The organism is Streptomyces sp. NPDC087263 (genome assembly GCF_044744645.1).
Lineage (GTDB): Bacteria > Actinomycetota > Actinomycetes > Streptomycetales > Streptomycetaceae > Streptomyces.
In genome coordinates, this window is the sequence record NZ_JBIUYT010000005.1 from 110808 (window position 1) to 126430 (window position 15623).

A 15623-nucleotide genomic window follows, 5' to 3' on the forward strand; every position below is an offset into this window, starting at 1 on the left:
GTGCGTGGGCTGGATCCATCCGGGGCGAAAAGCGTAGGTGTACATGTCCATGGCCATCAGAGCGTTTTCCGTACGACCCTTCACCCGGGCCCAGTTCATGCGCCCGCGTTCTGTACTGTCGGCGCCTTCTCCCGATACGTATACGAATGTCAAGTGCGGATTGTCGGCAGCTACTGCCTGCGCGGCTGCCAGGGTGTAGGTGTACGTGATCTTCTCGTAGTCCGTTGTACTGCGCCCTGCTGCGGATACTCCAAGGCAGTAGAAGCAGGCGCCGCTCGATCAGCACCGCGGCACTCATGAAACGCGGCCTGCCCGTCCGCGCCCTCCTCATCCCCGCCTTCATCCTCATGGCCATCACCTCCCTGCTCACATTCGCCCCCGACTGGCAAGCAGTTCCCGCAGGCACCGCCTGGCAGTTCCTGTGGGACGCGGCCTTCTCACTGACCGGCGGCGACCTCTGCCTGCGCGACCATGGGCATCGTCCTCAGCCTCCGCCTCAGAAGCCGCGCGAGCCGGGCGTGACAAGGTGAAGGTGTCTCGACACAGGTGTTGGGCGACTCCCTTGCGTAGCGGTTGAGACCGTTGGGAAACGCACCACCCGCTACAGACGAGTGGGCCCGCTACTCAAGCGAGCGAACCCACTCGGCCTCGGTACAGAACCGGTTGGAACAGGGCTTCTCAGTTCGGCCGACGAGCGGTTCTACGCTGCGCGGGCTGCTGCCCCGTCAGCTGTTCTGGGCCCCGTTCCAGACGTTGTACGCGGAGTTGCCGTACGCCGATGTGGCGGCAGCCGATCCGTAGCTGCCGGAGTAGGCGCCGGTCTGGATCGCGGAGCCGTCGGGCTGGTAGTTCTCGATCCAGGCACCGCCGCTGGCGCCACCGGACAGGCCGTTGCAGTTGTTCATCAGGCGCTGCCCGTCGGGTCCGGCGTAGCCCTGACCCTCGCACCAGACGGCGTAGTCCTTGTCGGCCGGCAGACCGATGATGTGCGCGTAGTTGCTCGACCAGTTGAAGCCGAGCCCGGTGGAGCCCACGACGTCCTGCACACGTCGGCCGCCCGGAGTGTCCAGGACGAGAAAGGCGCTGTCGTTCTCCTGACCGCCTCCCGTGACCCAGCCCGCGCTGCGCCAGCCCCACCAGCCGTAGGGCGCGTTACCCGTGTTGTAGTTCGGAGCGAAGCGGTAGTTGGTGCCGCCTTCGCCGAACCCGCAGTGCCGAGCGGTGGCCAGCACCGAGCCGTTGTTGCTCGTGACAACGTTGCCAGAACAGATGTAGTCGCCCTTGCCCGGGATCGTGAAGTACAGGCGTCCCACGGTCCCCCACACACTGGCCTGGGCCTCAACTCCCGAGCTCACCGTCGGTCTTGTCGCGGGGATGTGTACGGGCTCGCCGGTGGCCTCGGCAGCAGGGCCCGAGGTGGGCTGCACCTCGGAGACGCTCTCGGGCGCGGGCATCGGCTTGGCCTGTCGGATCCGCTCCGGGGTCCAGTAGGCGTCGAGTTGTGCACGTGACTTGGTGTTGACGACCGCGCCGGTCCCGATGGGGGTACCGGTCGGCCGGTCCTGCGCGACGGCCGAGACCGGCGTCAGCGCGACACACAGACTCGCTGCCGTGGCAAGGGTGGTGAGGGCAAATCGACGTAAGCGCATGGGAACCTTCCGGGTTCGTGAAGTGATCAAACGCGCTCACTGTCGCACGGGGTTCCGCGGGAGATCAACGGTGCGTACCGAGGGGACTTTTCCTGGTGGCACACCGGAAGTGGGAGGAGGGGATGCCGACGCATCCCGCACGGAGGGATGGGTCGCCGGTCGACCAACTCGACTCCGGGACACGGTTGTTGGAGACGCGGGAGTTGGAGACACTCCTAGGCGGGCCCCTGTCCCGCCATCGGCACGGCATGACGGGCATGCACCGATGGCCGCCCGCTTCCCAGCCGCACCCGAGTCCGCCCGCTTCCCAGCCGCGCCGGAGTCAACCAGCCAAGTCCTGGGCGGTTCCGGCACCTCGCTCCGGTCGGTCCGCGAGGCCGGCCATCCGCGGTCGTAGCCGTGGAGCGGCGGCGAGTCCGCTCGGATCGGCTGCCCCGGCCTGGTGGCGGGTGCCGGCGTAGTAGTGGTTGGCCCCGGTGGAGGCGACGCGGATGCGCAGGTCGTTGCGTCCTGGACGGAGCACGGACGAGGCGACGTTGCAGCGGAAGGGAGCCCATCCCCACCGGCCCACGGTCTGTCCGTTGATCTCGGCCTCGGCGCTCGTGTGCACGACGGGCAGGACGAGTTCCCAGTCGGGCCAGGCCAGGTCGGCGGCGCTGATGTCGAAGGTGTTCCGGTACTCGCCGATGCCCGAATACTCGGGCCAACCCTGTTCTTCCCAGCCGCGGTCGACGTCGATCGCCTGCTCGGCGGCGTCGAGGGTGAGCTCCCATCCTCGGTCGATGATGAGGGGAGCCGGCACCGTGCGCGGCCCGTGGGTCAGGTGCCAGCAGGCCAGTTCACCGGGAGCCAGGCTCAGGCGCAGTGCGCCGTCGATCTCGAACGGGGCCCCGACCACGCCGGACTCCGGCCGCCACCGAGTGACCTGGGCCGGGAGTTGAGAGGGCCGGACGTGGACGGCTCGCTCGCAGTCGTCGTCGTTGAACAGGGCGATCCGGGTCCCGTCGGCGTCGAGTGTCCGGCGTGACCACACGGCGCCGTCGAAGTCGATCGCCAGGTGGCTGGCGAGCGAGCGGTCCAGATGGGGTTCGACGGAGGCCGCCGACGGGATACCCGGCCAGTGCCGGGCCCGTGGTCCGGCGAGCAGTTCCCCGATCCGTCGGCTCACCCGGTCGTCGGTGCCCTGCGTCTGGGTCGCGTGCGGGACCGGGCCCGAGGCCAGCAGTGCTCCCCCGCCATCCGTGAACTCCGCGAGTGCGTCGAGGGTCTTGTCGTCCTGGAGGACGGACACACCGGGCAGGATCAGGGCACGGTAACGGCCCGCGAGCCGTCCCGCGCGCAGGTCCCGTTCGTCGACCAGATGAAAGTCGTGTCCCGCACGGGCCAGATACTCGGTCCAGAACGCCGTGTGCTCGCCGTAGGAATGGGTGGGACCCTCCGCCCAGCTCGTCCTGAGGGGATACAGGACGGCGACCTCGTCCAGCGGCCCGTTTCCGTCGAGGAACTCCGACAGCCTGCCCGACTCCTCCGCGAACTCTCGGTGGTGGGCGAACCACGGCTCGAAGTTCACGCCGGGTGCGAAGTCGAACCGGGGATTGGTGAAAAGCTCATCGCCCTCGTGACCGTCGGTGAGCCAGAAGGCGTGCATCAGCAACTGCCTGGCGCCGAACAGGTGGTGACGGACCGTCTGGTCGCGCAACTGCCCCAGGGTGAGTTCCCAGCGGCCTGCCGCGAAGTGCGAGCCGGTCTCGGTGCGGGCGAAGTACTGCTCGACCATGCAGCCGCTGCGACCGTTCGAACGGGCCACGGAATCGCCGAACTTGGCGCTGATCTGGGGGTGTTCATTGCGTGCGTCGACGGCCGTGATGTCGCGCCAGCGGTCCAGGCCGAAGTAGTCGGTGCCGAAGTTCGTCCGCGGATCCTCGGTGATGATCGTGGCGGCGGGATTCCAGGAGGAGACATAACCCAGCACCTCATGGCCGGACAAGGCCACGCCGTGCTCCGTGCACCACTTGGACAGCGTGCCGAAGAACGCGTCGATCCCGACGGCCGAGTAGCGCTCGAAGAAGTCGCACCGCCAGGCCGCCGTCAGCGGACCGACCTCGCGCGCCAGGGACAACAGGACGCGACGGTCGGCGGGCACGACGGTGGGTGCGTACATCAGCGACGAGTCGACGTGGGCGCGGCGCTGTCGCCAGTCGAAGAAACACCCGTGCGGCTGGTCGAAGAAGACGTAGCTCACGGTCGTTCCCAGGTGCTCGCCGAAGGCCTCCGCGTAGGGCTGGTAGCCGACTTCGAGGAAGCGTTGGGCCGCCTCGGGCAGCAGGTAGTTGATCATGCGGCTCGACGCGCACCGTGCGGCGACGAAGACGGTGACGGCCGACTGACCTGCCAGTGCCTGGGCAGGTACGCGCACTCGGCATCCGGACTCGCCGGACTCGATGAGCTGAGCGTGCTCCGTGACGTCCGTGATGGAGTCCTCGGAATCGATGTCTCCGGCCGGATGGGCGAGCGCCGCGACGATCTCCCATTCGTCCCACCGCATGACTCCGCCCGAGAACACCCAGTTCTTTCCTGGCTCCAGCAGATAGTCCACGTCCTTGGCGCGGATCTCGTCGACGGCGCACTCGGCGTACTCTCCGACGGGCTCCCCGGTGGTGCAGAACATGTGCCGTTCGCGCAGTTCATCGCGACCGCTGACGGTACGTCCGCCCGCGTGCCCGGAAAGCCAGTTGTACTCGTCGTAGATGCCCAGCATCAGTCCCCGGCTCGCCGCTTCGTCGGCGGCGAGTCGGCATGCGGCGAGATATTCGGGCCCGAGATAGTCCTCGATCGGGAACGACAGCCGGGTCTGGATCTGGAAGGACTTGAACCCGGCCGCGGCAAGGGTGTCCAACTGCTCCCGGATCTCGTCGGCCGTCGGAATCCGGTGCCAGAACCAGTAGGTCGCCGGCGCGTGCCACTGATCGGGGTTTTCGAAGGTCATGAGGAGACCTTCACGAGCTCGGGTTCACGCTGCGCTGCGTAGGTGCCCTTCGGGTCGATCTTCAGCACGAAGGTGAGGAACGCGTACATCCCGGCGCCGACCACCATCGCGATCAGGACACCCATGTTGGTGCTGCCGACGACACCCTTCTTCGCCGAGTCGGACAGCAGGAACCCGACGACCTTGGCGAGGTTGGGGTCGGACGAGGTGACCAGGCCCAGGCCGATCACGGTGGCGACGCCGAGGGACAGGAGCGCCGTCCACCGCCCACTGCGGCCGCCCTCCCCCGCGCGCTTGGCGAGATCGACGTTCCAGCCCAGCCGCCGCTGGCGGATGAAGTCGAGCAGCTGGATCGAGCCCATGGTTCCCATGACCACCGCGATCAGGGCCAGGAAGGCCTGGAAGGTGGCAAGGAACGAGTCGGAGAGGAAGAGCAGGTAGAAGGCGCCGGCTGAGATGATGACCATGTTGATGACCGTGGTTCCGGCCCGGGATACAGGCACTCCCAGCGCGAGGAGCGCGAGTCCCGAGGAGTAGAGACCCGTGATCGCAGCGGCGACCAGCGAGATCACGATGACGATCGTGAACGGGATGAAGAACCACAGGGGCAACAGGTCGGTGAGGGCGCCGATGGGATCGTTCGCGGCCGCGGTGCCGAGACCGGAGTCGCCCGCGGCCAGCAGCACACCGAGAACGAGCAGCACGGCGACGGGAAGCACGATGCCGAAGGTGGTCCAGCCGATCACGCTGCCCGCCTTGGTGCTGCGCGGGAGGTAGCGGGCGAAGTCGCCGCCGTAGTGCAGGAATCCGATCCCGACCATCGTCATGGCCAGGATGACCCCGCCGACGAAGGTGGCCAGTGATCCGTTCGCCGCGCCGCCGATCCGGTCCCACTGAATATGGGGGACGACCATGCCGATGAACACCACCGTCATCACCCCGGTGAGCCAGGCGATCCACTTCTCCACCTTGAGGATCATCTGGTGGCCGTAGACCGCGACCGTCACGGACACGACGAGCACCGCGATGTACCACAGCACGATCGCCGGAATGCTCGCCTCACCGTGTCCGTCGGCGAAGGGGCCCGGCCACAGCCTGGCGAGGAGATTGGCCCCCGAGGTCGATGCCAGCGTGATGAGGGTGACCTTCCAGCCGACGTTGGACAGGTAGGCGAAGAAGGTGGGGAATTTGTTGCCGTGGAAACCGAAAGCAGACCGGGTCTGGGTGAGGGTCGGCAGGCCCGTACGAGGACCGCCGACCGCGAGGATGCCCACCAGCGTCGAGGACAGCACGTACCCCAGGATCCCCGCCAGGATTGCCTGCCAGGCGCTCAGGCCGACACCGAACACGTAGATGCCCAGGCTGACCCCGAGGATCGACACGTTCCAGGAGAACCAGACGGGGAACAAGCCGCCTGGTGTGCCATGCCGTTCCGCGTCCGGGACGGGGTTCACCCCGTTCTGTTCGACAGCCGAGACAACGGGTGGCGACACAGTGGGTGCCGAGATGTCAGTCATGATCTGTTCCCTTCGGGATGGCGCCGCTGATGAGGTGGGCAGGCGACAGCACGTCGTCGGCCGGCCTTCCGCAGTACGTCCTGCGGGGGCGTTCGTGGAATGTGCCGCGGCCGGCTCGCCCGCCTCCTGCCGGACGGCAGGGTGTCGGAAGCATCAGCCGGCAAGGGGTGTGACCGCCTTCACCAGCGCCGTCGGCTCGCGCCTGGTCCCTCATAACGCGTCCTCGACGGCCCGGGCGGAGTCGGCGAGGACCAGGGCCGCACGGACACGGTCACCTGTCGCGGGAGTGGCCGGGCGTGCCCCTTCGTTGATCACGTAACTCACCAGGGCACCGGATGTTCCCGTCTGCCGGGCGACGTCAGCCCGCGCGGGGGCCTTTCCACCTTGCTGCATATCGGAGACATCCGTTCTACTCGAGACGATTCTCGTCATGTCCTGCTGAGTTGACGGTGCGGTGGAGGCCTCATCACGGGGGTGTCCCGAGGCTGGGGTGGAATGGGGTACGTCGGCCACAGGGATGGGGGCCGGCACCCGCGATGGCGGTCGCCCGTCGACCGCGCGCACGGTGTCGATATGAACCGGGCCGGTCACGACGTTGTGCGGTTTCCGAGCGGTTCGCTGGACACACTGCCGGATGCGGCTGATCGCGATCCGCCCGCGTCCGCCACGCCGGAGAATTAGTCCGGATGCTGACTATCTCCCGATGGAGCCTCTCCGTCAAGGGTTGGCCGACCCCATCTCCTGGCGGTCTCGGGCGCTGTTTCCCGGTCACCGCGCACAGCGTGAGGTCGCCTCACAGCCGCTGGGCGATCAGGGAGGCTGAGGCCCGGAGTGCGTGAATCGGAGCGCGGGTCTCGGTCAGACTCCGCCCCGTGCCGCCCTCGCGCAGCGCGATGATCTCCGCCGCGATGGACACGGCGGTTTCCTCCGGGGTGCGTCCGCCCAGGTCGAGCCCTATCGGTGAGCGCAGCCGCGCGAGGGCCCTCTCGTCGACGCCCGCCTCGCGGAGGCGCCGCAGCCGGTCCTCGTGTGTGCGCCTGCTGCCCATGGCTCCGATGTAACCGGCGTCCGTGTGCAGCGCGACCTCCAGCAGGGGGATGTCGAACTTCGGGTCGTGGGTGAGGACGCAGATGACGGTGCGCCCGTCGACCCTCGTACCGCTCAGCCACCGGTGCGGCCAGTCGACCACGACCTCGTGTGCATCCGGGAATCGGGCAGGTGTGGCAAAGACAGGCCGCGCGTCGCACACCGTGACTCGATACCCGAGAAAGGTGCCGAGTCGTGCCAGTGCTCCGGCGTGGTCGATCGCGCCGAAGATCAGCAGGCGCGGGGGCTCCGTGCAGGATTCGAGGAAGAGACGGGTCCCGTCCGGCAGCCTCTCCCGCGTAACTCCCTTGTCCAGGAAGCCCGTTGCCGGACGGTCGCCGATCTCGGCGTCGCTGTCCGCGCTCATCACTCGGCTGTACGTGGCTCCCCCGCCGTCCGCGCTGCCGGGCCCGTGCCCGTGCCCGTGTGAATCATCGGCCGACGCGGCCCATCCACCGCCCGGGCACGACTCCCCCAGCAGGCCTGACGGGCTGAGCCGTCGCATCCGCAGGAGTGCCTGCGCGTCCAGGTCACGTTCTCCCAGTGAGCCGGTCACCGTGCCGTCGTCCTGGACGAGCAGACATGCTCCCGCCGACGCACCTGACAGCACCGTCGCCATCGCCGCCGCACGGCCCTCCCGGACCGCAGCGGCCAGGGCCGACCACGGGGCGAACTGGCCCTCCGCGACGGGACGTACGAAGATCTCCAGCGTGCCCCCGCAGGTCAGACCCGCCGCGAACGCGTCGTCGTCGGCGACGCCGAATGTCTGCGTGACCACCTCACCGGTCTCCAGGGCCTGGCACGCCAGCTCGTAGACAGCGGCCTCCACACAACCGCCCGACACACTCCCCGCCACCTCCCCGCTCTCGGACACGGCCATCGCCGCGCCCGGCTGCTTCGGGGACGAGGACCAGGTGGCGACGACGCTTGCAACGGCAAACCGGGTGCCTGTCGCGCACCAGCCGTCGAGGGTCTCCAGGATCTCCCTCATGGGTTCAGGCCGTGGCGGAGCTGGGGACGCGACCGCTCAGCAGGCTGCCGGCGCCGGGCACGAAAGTGGGCAGGCCCAGTTCGGCAAGGATGCGGTACGCCGTGGCGGTGGCCGCGGAGAGCACCGGCAGGCCCGCCGCGTCCTCCACCGGCTGGATCGAGGGGAGCGACGGCATCTGGACACATGCGGACAGGACGAGGGCGTCGGCCCGGGAGAGGTCGAGGCGCCGCCAGTGATCGCGCAGGTCGGCGGGGTCGAGGCGAGCCACCGCCAGGTTGTCCGGCACCTCCAGGCTCAGCGCGTCCACCACCTCGGTGCCCGCGTCCTCGATGTAGTCGGCGACAACGCGGGTCAACGGCTTCATGTACGGGGTGATGATCGCGACCCGCCGTGCCCCCAGGGCCCTGATGCCGTCGAGCAGGGCCCCGGCGCTGGAGATCACGGGCGCCTGTGCGCCCTGGTCGCGGAGTACGGCGGTGATCTCGTCCTCCGCGGTGCAGTGGAACCCCGGTCCCTGCGCCATGATCGCCACGAGACAGGCCGTGGCCACCACGTCGGGGCGGGCATCGGCGAGTTCCAGAGCCGCGCGCCCGGTCTGCGCGTTCATGGCACGCAGTTGCTCGGGCGTGACGTGCTGCATCCGCATTCGGCTGCTGTGGAAGACGAACCGGTCCTCGGGACGTACGGATTCACGGTCCCGCAGCATGCGCGGAAGCTCCGTCTCCATGGTCAGGTTCGAGCTGGGCACGATCAGGCCGATGTGGTGGTCGGTCATGGCATCCTCCGGATATCTGGTGTCCGTACGGTGGCGACCCAGAACCCGTGGCGTGCCCGCAGCGAGCGGGTTACGAGTTCTCGGTCAGTCCCTCCCAGTGGTCGGCGAGGGAGGTGAGCAGGTGCATGATTTCTTCGCGCCGCTCAGCTCCGAACGGCTCCAGGAGCCGCTGGTCGAGCTGGCGCGCCCGGGCGTTCGCGCCGAGGAGGGTCTGCCGGCCCTCCTCGGTCAGATAGAGCAGCTTGCGGCGGCCGTCGGCGGCGGCCGTCTTGCGTACGATCAGGCCTCGGGTCTCCAGCCGCCTGGCGACGTCCGCCATCGTTGACGTGTCCAGGGCCACCGCCGATGCCAGCGACCGCTGATCGTGGCCCGGTGCCGACTCCACGGTCTGCAGCACCGCGAACTGCGGGCCCGTGAGTGTCGGGTCCACCGCGCGGATCCAGATCGCCAGGTACGCCTGGTAGAGGCGCCGGACCTGGTAACCGGGCGCGGCCGTCAGCGCGACGGGAGGCCTGGGCGTGGTGGAGGTCGAGGTAGCGGGTTCGTCAGCCATGCAGCCACTTAAGCACGGCCTTTGCCTGGTTCGGCACCCGGACCGGGACGGTCCGGAAACGGGGGCCATGGACGGCTGTCAGGTCAGCATCGGGCGCAGTGCCTCCCTCAGCTCGGCGAGTGCGACGGGAGGGTTGTCCCAGAACAGCATGTGGCCGGCGTCCGGGACCTTGCGGAACACGGCCGAGGGATGCAGCCGGGCCGCCTCCTGCGCGCCCTTGGCGGTGACGACGGGGCTGTCCGCGCCGTACAGCAGAGCCGTAGGGCCCGGTACCGAGGGCCACCACTGGAAGAAGTCCTCGGTCTCGAAGCCGCGATGGGTGGCCACGACGGCGTCCTGCGCGCAGCTGGCCAGCCAGCGCGCCCGCAGTGCCTGCTCCGGGCGCGGCCAGCGCGGCCACGCCTGTGCCACCTCATCCGCGTCCGTGCCACGCACGGCCTGCGCGAGCTGGCCCAGGAAGGCGTCCAGCGTGGTGGGGTAGGGCCCGCGCCCCGGACCGCTCATCGGTGGGTCCCCCAGCACCGTGCCGCGCACGGCGACCTTGCCCCGGACGGCGGTCACGGCCGCGATGCGCGCGCCCATCGAGTGTCCGAAGAGGAGGGGCCGGTCGAGTCCGAGCCCCGTGATGACGGCTTCGGTGTCCTCGGCGTACTCCTCAAGGCTGTACGAACCTCCCGCGTCGGACAGCCCTCGCCCGCGTACGTCGAGGACCAACGGCCGTACCAGATCGGTGAGTTCACGTGCCACGAAGTCCATCGTGATCGCCGGGCCGGTGATGCCGGGCAGCACGACGAGCGGGACGCCCGGACCGCCGTAGTCCAGGACGTGCAGGCGCGTGCCGCCCGAGCGCACCCAGCGACTCGTGGCGGGCACGTCGGCCAGATCGGCGAGCGCGGACTGCGGCAGGCAACGGGCGGGTGGTGCGGAAGTCATGGGGTCCTCGGGCGGTGGGGTCACGGGGCGCTCCTCGGCAGGCCGTCGAGATAGGCGACGGCGTCCTTGAGGCCGATCACGTCGCCGTACTTGGCCTGGATGTCGAAGAGGTTGGCCTCGTGCGGGCCGGATGCCCGGTCGCCGACGCACTCGCCGGGCACCAGCACCGAGAACCCGGACTGCACGGCATCCACGGCCGTCGCCCGTACGCAGCCACTCGTCGTCGCCCCGCACACCAGCACCGTGTCCCGGCCGAGGCCGGTCAGCAGGGCGGCCAGCGAGGTGCCGAAGAAGGCTGAGGCGCCCTTCTTCACGATCAGGTGGTCCTGCGGTTCGCGCGGCAGCCGGGGATCGACCCTGACCTCCTCGCTGCCTTCGACGAGGGACCGCATGCCCGGCGCCTTGTGCAGCCAGACGACGGCGTCACCGGCCGCCTCGGCCGGTGTGTAGGCGATCGTGGTGAACACGACCGGCACTCCGGCCGGACGTGCCGCCTCGATCAGCTCGCCCGTGGCGCCGACGACATCGGTCAGGTCCGCGCCTGATGGGAAGGCCTCCTCGGTGAAGCCGCAGGTGAGGTCGACCACGACGATCGCGGGCCGGCTGCCACGACGCACGGGGGCGCCGAATCCGGCACGCGCGTAGGTGTGTTCCGTCTCCGGCCCGTAGCGCGCGGTGCTCATGACGACCTCCGCAGGGCCCGCAGTTCCCGGGCCTGGGCGGTGAGCCTGCCCAGCAGCCAGCCCTCGAAGAGGCCGACCGCGAACGCCCCTGCGACCAGGCCGTACTTGGCTGCCGCGGGACCGAGCAGCAGGGCCAGGCCGTCGAGTTCGGAGTCCTGCGCGAGGGCGGGCTGCGAGGCGGGAGCAGAGGTGACGCCCACCCGCGGGGAGTCGGTACCCACGTGTGGGGATGCAGCCGCTCCCCCGGCCCGGTCCGCGTCCAGCAGGCTGCCCAGATTCTGCGCGAACTGCTGCAGGATCCGGTCCGACACGGCGGCGATCGCGCCCTTGCCGAACTGGGCGATCTTGCCGCGGATCACCAGGTCCGTGGAGAGCTGGAGCAGCGCGCCCTCGGGCGCCGCCACCACATCGAGTGCGACCTCGGCCTCCGCGTCGCCGTTGCCGTGGGTGTCGGCTCCGCGGGCGTGGACCCGCAGTCGCCGTCGCTCGGCGTCGACCTCCAGGAACCGGACCGTGCCCGCGTACGCGGCGCTGATCGGACCGACCTTGATCTTGACCCTGCCCTGCCAGACGTCGCCGTCCTGCCCGTCGAGCGCGGCGCCCGGCATGCAGGAGGCGACCCTTTCGACGTCGTTCATCAGGGCGAAGACCTCGTCCGGCGAGGCCTTGACCGGAACCGTGTTGGTCAGCTGCATACGTCATTTCTCCTTGCTGTCACAGAGGTTCGCGCAGGCCCCGCGCCGAGCCGTCGCGCACCCGTCGATCGCCTCGACGATGGTCTGGTAGCCGGTGCACCGGCACAGGTTGGCGGCGACGACCTCACGGATCTCGTCCTTGGTCGCCTCCGGCCGCTCGGCGAGGAACCCCTCGGCGAGCATCAGGAAGCCGGGCGTGCAGAACCCGCACTGCAAGCCGTGGTGCTCACTGAACGCCCGTTGCAGATCACCGAGTTCGGTTCCGTCCGAAAGGGACTCGACCGTACGGATCCGGGCGCCCTCGGCCTGGGCGGCGAACATCAGGCAGGCGCGTACGGGCCGGTCGTCGACCAGCACGGTGCAGGCGCCGCAGATGCCGTGCTCGCAGCCGACATGCGTACCGGTCAGCCGCAGCTCGTGCCGGAGTACGTCGACGAGGGTGCGGCGCGGCTCGGTGATCACCTCGTGCTGCTCGCCGTTGACGTCGAGGACGAGGAGCTGCAACTCCCGCTCGCTCAGGGCTGTTTCCTCGGTCATGAGGTGGCCTCCAGGTGCAGGGCGCGATGCACGGTCTCCGGGGTGATGGGGGTGTTGTCGAGTTCGACGCCGGTGGCGCGCAGGGCGTCGTTGACGGCGTTGAGGACGGCGGCGGGGGCCCCGATGGTGCCGCCCTCGCCGGCGCCCTTCGCACCGGTCTCGGTGAACGCGGAGGGCGTCTCCAGGTGGTGGATCAGTACGTCGGGGATCTCGTGGGCGGTGGGCACCTTGTAGTCCATGAAGCTGGTCGCCGACGGTTCGCCCTGGTCGTCGTACGTCACCTGCTCGAACAGTGCGCCCGCGATGCCCTGTGCGATGCCGCCCCGGCACTGTCCCTCGACGACCTGCGGGTTGATGGCGACGCCGCAGTCCTCCACGCACACGTACCGCAGGATCTCCACCTGTCCGGTGCCTTCGTGCAGTTCGACGACGACGCCGTGGGTCGCGTTGGAGAAGGTGCCGTCGTTGAAGACGTCGAAGGTGGCGGCGGCCGTCAGACCCGGTTCGATGTCCTTGGGCAGCAGGTGCGCCCGGAGGTAGGCGATGTCGGCGATCTCCTCGTAGGTGAGGGCGACGGAGGGCTCGTCCCGGCGACGGGCGACACCGTCCGTCAGCTCCACGTCGTCCGGGTCGATGTCCCAGCGGGCCGCCGCGATGGCGCGCAGCTTCTCGCCTAGCTTCTTGGCGGCGAGGCGTACGGCGCTGCCGCCGATGGTGATGGAGCGGCTGGCGAAGGTGCCGAAGCCGTAGGTGATGCGGTCGGTGTCGCCCTGATGGAGCCTCACCTTGGCGATGTCGAGGCCGAGTTCGTCGGCGACGATCTGCGCCATCGTCGTCTCGTGGCTCTGTCCGTGGCTCATGGTGCCGGTGGTGACGGTCACCGCGCCGCTGGTGTCCATCCGCACCTCGGAGATGTCGAATCCGGGCACCACCTGCATCTTGCGCTGGGCGAAGGCGGTGGAGCCGTATCCGGTGCGCTCGCTGAAGCACGAGTAGCCGATGCCGATGTGCCGTCCCTCGGCCGTCGCCGCGGCCTGTGTCCCGTACCAGCCCTCGTCCTTGACGAGTTGCTCGCAGAGGTTCAGCGACTCCAGATAGGAACCGGGGTCGTAGGTGATGTTGTTGACGCCGGTGTAGGGGAAGTCGGTGATGACGTTGCGGCGGCGGATCTCGACCGCGTCCAGGCCGAGTTCGCGCGCGGCACGTTCGAAGAGCCGCTCGACGACCATCACGTACTGCGGGCGGCTCACTCCCCGGTAGGGCCCGGTGGGCGCCTTGTTGGTGGTGATGGCCCGGCCACGTACCCGGTAGGCGGGCACTTTGTAGACGCCGGGCATTTCGGCGGATGCCATCAGCGGCTCGATGCCGGCGGTGAACGGGTAGCAGGAATAGGCGCCCATGTCGCAGACCACGTCCGCGTCGAGGCCGAGGATCCTGCCGTCCGTGTCGAAGGCGGCGCGCACCTGGTAGTGCTGTTCGCGGGCGAGGAAGGACGCGGACAGGGCGTCCTTACGGTCCTCGATCCACTTGACGGGACGGCGCAGGCGCAGTGCGGCGGCGGCCGCCGCGATCTCCTCACGTCCGACGACGCACTTCTGGCCGAAGCCGCCGCCCATGTCGGGCACCACGACCCGCACCGCGCGCTCGTCGAGGCGCAGGCTGCGGGCGGCCACCGTCCTCACCTGGTGCGGGATTTGGGTGCAGGTGTGCAGGACGAGCTGTTCCTCTCGGTCGTCCCAGTGCGCCACGGCGCCACGGGTCTCCAGCGGCAGCGCGTTCTGCCGGCCCGTCCTGGTCTCGACATGGACGACGCAGGGCGCGGACGCGAAGATCTCGTCGATGCCGTCCGTCGCGAAGAGGGAGACGTCGACGAGTGTGTTGCGGGCGGCTTCGGCGTGGACGAGCGGGGCGCCGGGCGCCAGCGCCACCTCCTCGGAGACGACCGGCGGCAGCGTCGTGTAGGTGACGCGGGCCGCCTCCAGTCCGTCCTCCACGGCGTAGGCGTCCCTGGCCACGACGATGGCCAGGGGCTCGCCCACGTAGCGGACCTTGTCGCGGGCGAGGACGGGCATCGCGGTGGGGACGAACTCCGAGAGAGGGCGCCCGAGTTGGGCGGTGATGTCGCCCAGCTCCAGGTCGTCCGCCGTGAACGCGGCCACGACGCCAGGGACTTCGCGTACCGCCGAGAGGTCGACGGAAGCGATCTCACCGTGGGCGACCGTGCTGCGTACGAACTGGGCGTGCAGCATGCCGGGCAGTGCGATGTCGTCGACGAACCGGCCGCGCCCGGACAGCAACCGCGGATCCTCGCGGCGTGCCACCGACGTACCCACCAGCTTTTTCCGGCTCATCGGGCCATCGCCTCCTCACAGGCGCGCCGGACCAGTGTCCGGACGAGTTCTTTGCGGTAGTGCGTACTGGCGGACGCGTCGGCTGGAGGCTCGACAGCCGCCGCGGCCGCGGACGCGCAGTCGTCGAAGGAGCCGCCGCCGGCCAGGACGGCTTCTGCCTCGGGCACCCGCACCACCGCGGCCGCCACTCCGCCGAGCGCCACCCGGCCGCCGCGTACGGCGCCTTCGTCGACGTCCAGGTCCACGGCGGCCGCGACGATCGCGAAGTCACCGCGCCGCTCGGCGAATTCGGTGAGGGCCGCGTGCGGGGCGGGACGCGGGAAGACGATCTCGACGAGGATCTCGTCCGGGTCGAGAGCCGTCGTGTAGTAGCCGAGGAAGAAGTCCGCGGCCGGGATCCGGCGCTCGCCGCGCGGCCCGCGCGCCACCAACTCGGCGTCGAGGACCACCGCGAGCAGGCACCACTCGGCGGTGGCGTCGGCGTGCGCGATGCTGCCGCCGACCGTGCCGCGCGTACGGATCGGCAGGTGCCCGATCCAGCTCATGGCGTCCCGCAGGACCTCGAAGCCCGCCCCGAGCATCCCCGCCGGGTCGGTCTCCACCGTGTGGTGGGTGGTGAGCGCCCCGATGCGCAGGCCGCCGTCGACGTCCCGGTGCAAGCGGTCGAGCTCCCTCATCCCGCCGATGTCGACGAGATGCCGCGGGCGGGCCAGCCGGAAGTTCATCATCGCGACGAGGCTCTGTCCGCCGGCGATGATCTTTGCGTCGTCGCCGAGCTCGGCCAGCAGACGAACGGCTCCGTCGATGTCGGGCGCCCGGTGATACCGGAAGGGGGCGGGCTTCATGGTCCTCCTGTCGTACGTGGTG

At 69.5% G+C, this 15623-nt stretch carries 13 protein-coding genes; 1 reads left to right on the plus strand and 12 read right to left on the minus strand.

Annotated features, from left to right (window positions below):
- Positions 1–296: 296 nt before the first annotated feature.
- On the plus strand, positions 297–530 hold the full coding sequence (locus ACIPC1_RS17645) for a hypothetical protein (protein ID WP_402517863.1): 234 nt from the start codon (positions 297–299) through the stop codon (positions 528–530).
- A gap of 195 nt (positions 531–725) precedes the next feature.
- Here the strand turns inward: ACIPC1_RS17645 and ACIPC1_RS17650 are convergent, their stop codons facing one another.
- The 12 genes from ACIPC1_RS17650 to ACIPC1_RS17705 all read right to left on the minus strand — a co-directional run bounded on the left by ACIPC1_RS17650 (position 726) and on the right by ACIPC1_RS17705 (position 15601).
- Positions 726–1649 (minus strand): peptidase, encoded by a 924-nt coding sequence (locus tag ACIPC1_RS17650; protein ID WP_402517865.1) that lies wholly within the window; start codon positions 1647–1649, stop codon positions 726–728.
- A gap of 322 nt (positions 1650–1971) precedes the next feature.
- The gene (locus tag ACIPC1_RS17655) at positions 1972–4635 is read right to left on the minus strand and encodes a hypothetical protein (RefSeq protein ID WP_402517867.1); all 2664 of its coding nucleotides are present in this window, start codon (positions 4633–4635) and stop codon (positions 1972–1974) included.
- Positions 4632–6152: a purine-cytosine permease family protein gene (locus ACIPC1_RS17660; protein WP_402517868.1), complete on the minus strand. Its 1521-nt coding sequence runs from the start codon at positions 6150–6152 to the stop codon at positions 4632–4634. Before ACIPC1_RS17660 ends, ACIPC1_RS17655 begins: the two co-directional genes overlap by 4 nt.
- A gap of 793 nt (positions 6153–6945) precedes the next feature.
- Complete coding sequence (locus tag ACIPC1_RS17665; protein ID WP_402517871.1) at positions 6946–8229, minus strand: XdhC family protein; 1284 nt, start codon at positions 8227–8229, stop codon at positions 6946–6948.
- A 4-nt stretch (positions 8230–8233) separates the two neighbouring features.
- A complete protein-coding gene (locus tag ACIPC1_RS17670) occupies positions 8234–9004 on the minus strand; it encodes an aspartate/glutamate racemase family protein (RefSeq protein ID WP_402517874.1) in 771 nt (256 codons plus the stop codon).
- A gap of 70 nt (positions 9005–9074) precedes the next feature.
- On the minus strand, positions 9075–9557 hold the full coding sequence (locus tag ACIPC1_RS17675) for a MarR family winged helix-turn-helix transcriptional regulator (protein ID WP_402517877.1): 483 nt from the start codon (positions 9555–9557) through the stop codon (positions 9075–9077).
- A gap of 78 nt (positions 9558–9635) precedes the next feature.
- Positions 9636–10490, minus strand: a complete 855-nt coding sequence (locus ACIPC1_RS17680) for an alpha/beta fold hydrolase (protein WP_402518784.1) — start codon at positions 10488–10490, stop codon at positions 9636–9638.
- Positions 10491–10510: 20 nt separating this feature from the next.
- Positions 10511–11173 carry an isochorismatase family protein gene (locus ACIPC1_RS17685; protein ID WP_402517880.1) on the minus strand — a complete coding sequence of 221 codons (663 nt, stop codon included), beginning with the start codon at positions 11171–11173 and terminating at the stop codon, positions 10511–10513.
- On the minus strand, positions 11170–11868 hold the full coding sequence (locus tag ACIPC1_RS17690; protein ID WP_402517882.1) for an SRPBCC family protein: 699 nt from the start codon (positions 11866–11868) through the stop codon (positions 11170–11172). Before ACIPC1_RS17690 ends, ACIPC1_RS17685 begins: the two co-directional genes overlap by 4 nt.
- Positions 11869–11871: 3 nt before the next feature.
- Complete coding sequence (locus tag ACIPC1_RS17695; protein WP_402517884.1) at positions 11872–12405, minus strand: (2Fe-2S)-binding protein; 534 nt, start codon at positions 12403–12405, stop codon at positions 11872–11874.
- Positions 12402–14756, minus strand: coding sequence for a xanthine dehydrogenase family protein molybdopterin-binding subunit (locus ACIPC1_RS17700; protein WP_402517887.1), 2355 nt, complete (start codon positions 14754–14756; stop codon positions 12402–12404). The genes ACIPC1_RS17695 and ACIPC1_RS17700 overlap by 4 nt, the downstream gene beginning before the upstream one ends.
- Positions 14753–15601, minus strand: coding sequence for an FAD binding domain-containing protein (locus ACIPC1_RS17705; RefSeq protein WP_402517890.1), 849 nt, complete (start codon positions 15599–15601; stop codon positions 14753–14755). The genes ACIPC1_RS17700 and ACIPC1_RS17705 overlap by 4 nt, the downstream gene beginning before the upstream one ends.
- Between the last annotated feature and the right edge of the window lie 22 nt (positions 15602–15623).

What these genes read in the sequence shown, in the direction of transcription:
- ACIPC1_RS17645 (WP_402517863.1), top strand. Translation starts at nt 297, where the DNA reads ATGAAACGCGGCCTGCCCGTCCGCGCCCTCCTCATCCCCGCCTTCATC.
- ACIPC1_RS17650 (WP_402517865.1), bottom strand. Translation starts at nt 1,649, where the DNA reads ATGCGCTTACGTCGATTTGCCCTCACCACCCTTGCCACGGCAGCGAGT.
- ACIPC1_RS17655 (WP_402517867.1), bottom strand. Translation starts at nt 4,635, where the DNA reads ATGACCTTCGAAAACCCCGATCAGTGGCACGCGCCGGCGACCTACTGG.
- ACIPC1_RS17660 (WP_402517868.1), bottom strand. Translation starts at nt 6,152, where the DNA reads ATGACTGACATCTCGGCACCCACTGTGTCGCCACCCGTTGTCTCGGCT.
- ACIPC1_RS17665 (WP_402517871.1), bottom strand. Translation starts at nt 8,229, where the DNA reads ATGAGGGAGATCCTGGAGACCCTCGACGGCTGGTGCGCGACAGGCACC.
- ACIPC1_RS17670 (WP_402517874.1), bottom strand. Translation starts at nt 9,004, where the DNA reads ATGACCGACCACCACATCGGCCTGATCGTGCCCAGCTCGAACCTGACC.
- ACIPC1_RS17675 (WP_402517877.1), bottom strand. Translation starts at nt 9,557, where the DNA reads ATGGCTGACGAACCCGCTACCTCGACCTCCACCACGCCCAGGCCTCCC.
- ACIPC1_RS17680 (WP_402518784.1), bottom strand. Translation starts at nt 10,490, where the DNA reads ATGACTTCCGCACCACCCGCCCGTTGCCTGCCGCAGTCCGCGCTCGCC.
- ACIPC1_RS17685 (WP_402517880.1), bottom strand. Translation starts at nt 11,173, where the DNA reads ATGAGCACCGCGCGCTACGGGCCGGAGACGGAACACACCTACGCGCGT.
- ACIPC1_RS17690 (WP_402517882.1), bottom strand. Translation starts at nt 11,868, where the DNA reads ATGCAGCTGACCAACACGGTTCCGGTCAAGGCCTCGCCGGACGAGGTC.
- ACIPC1_RS17695 (WP_402517884.1), bottom strand. Translation starts at nt 12,405, where the DNA reads ATGACCGAGGAAACAGCCCTGAGCGAGCGGGAGTTGCAGCTCCTCGTC.
- ACIPC1_RS17700 (WP_402517887.1), bottom strand. Translation starts at nt 14,756, where the DNA reads ATGAGCCGGAAAAAGCTGGTGGGTACGTCGGTGGCACGCCGCGAGGAT.
- ACIPC1_RS17705 (WP_402517890.1), bottom strand. Translation starts at nt 15,601, where the DNA reads ATGAAGCCCGCCCCCTTCCGGTATCACCGGGCGCCCGACATCGACGGA.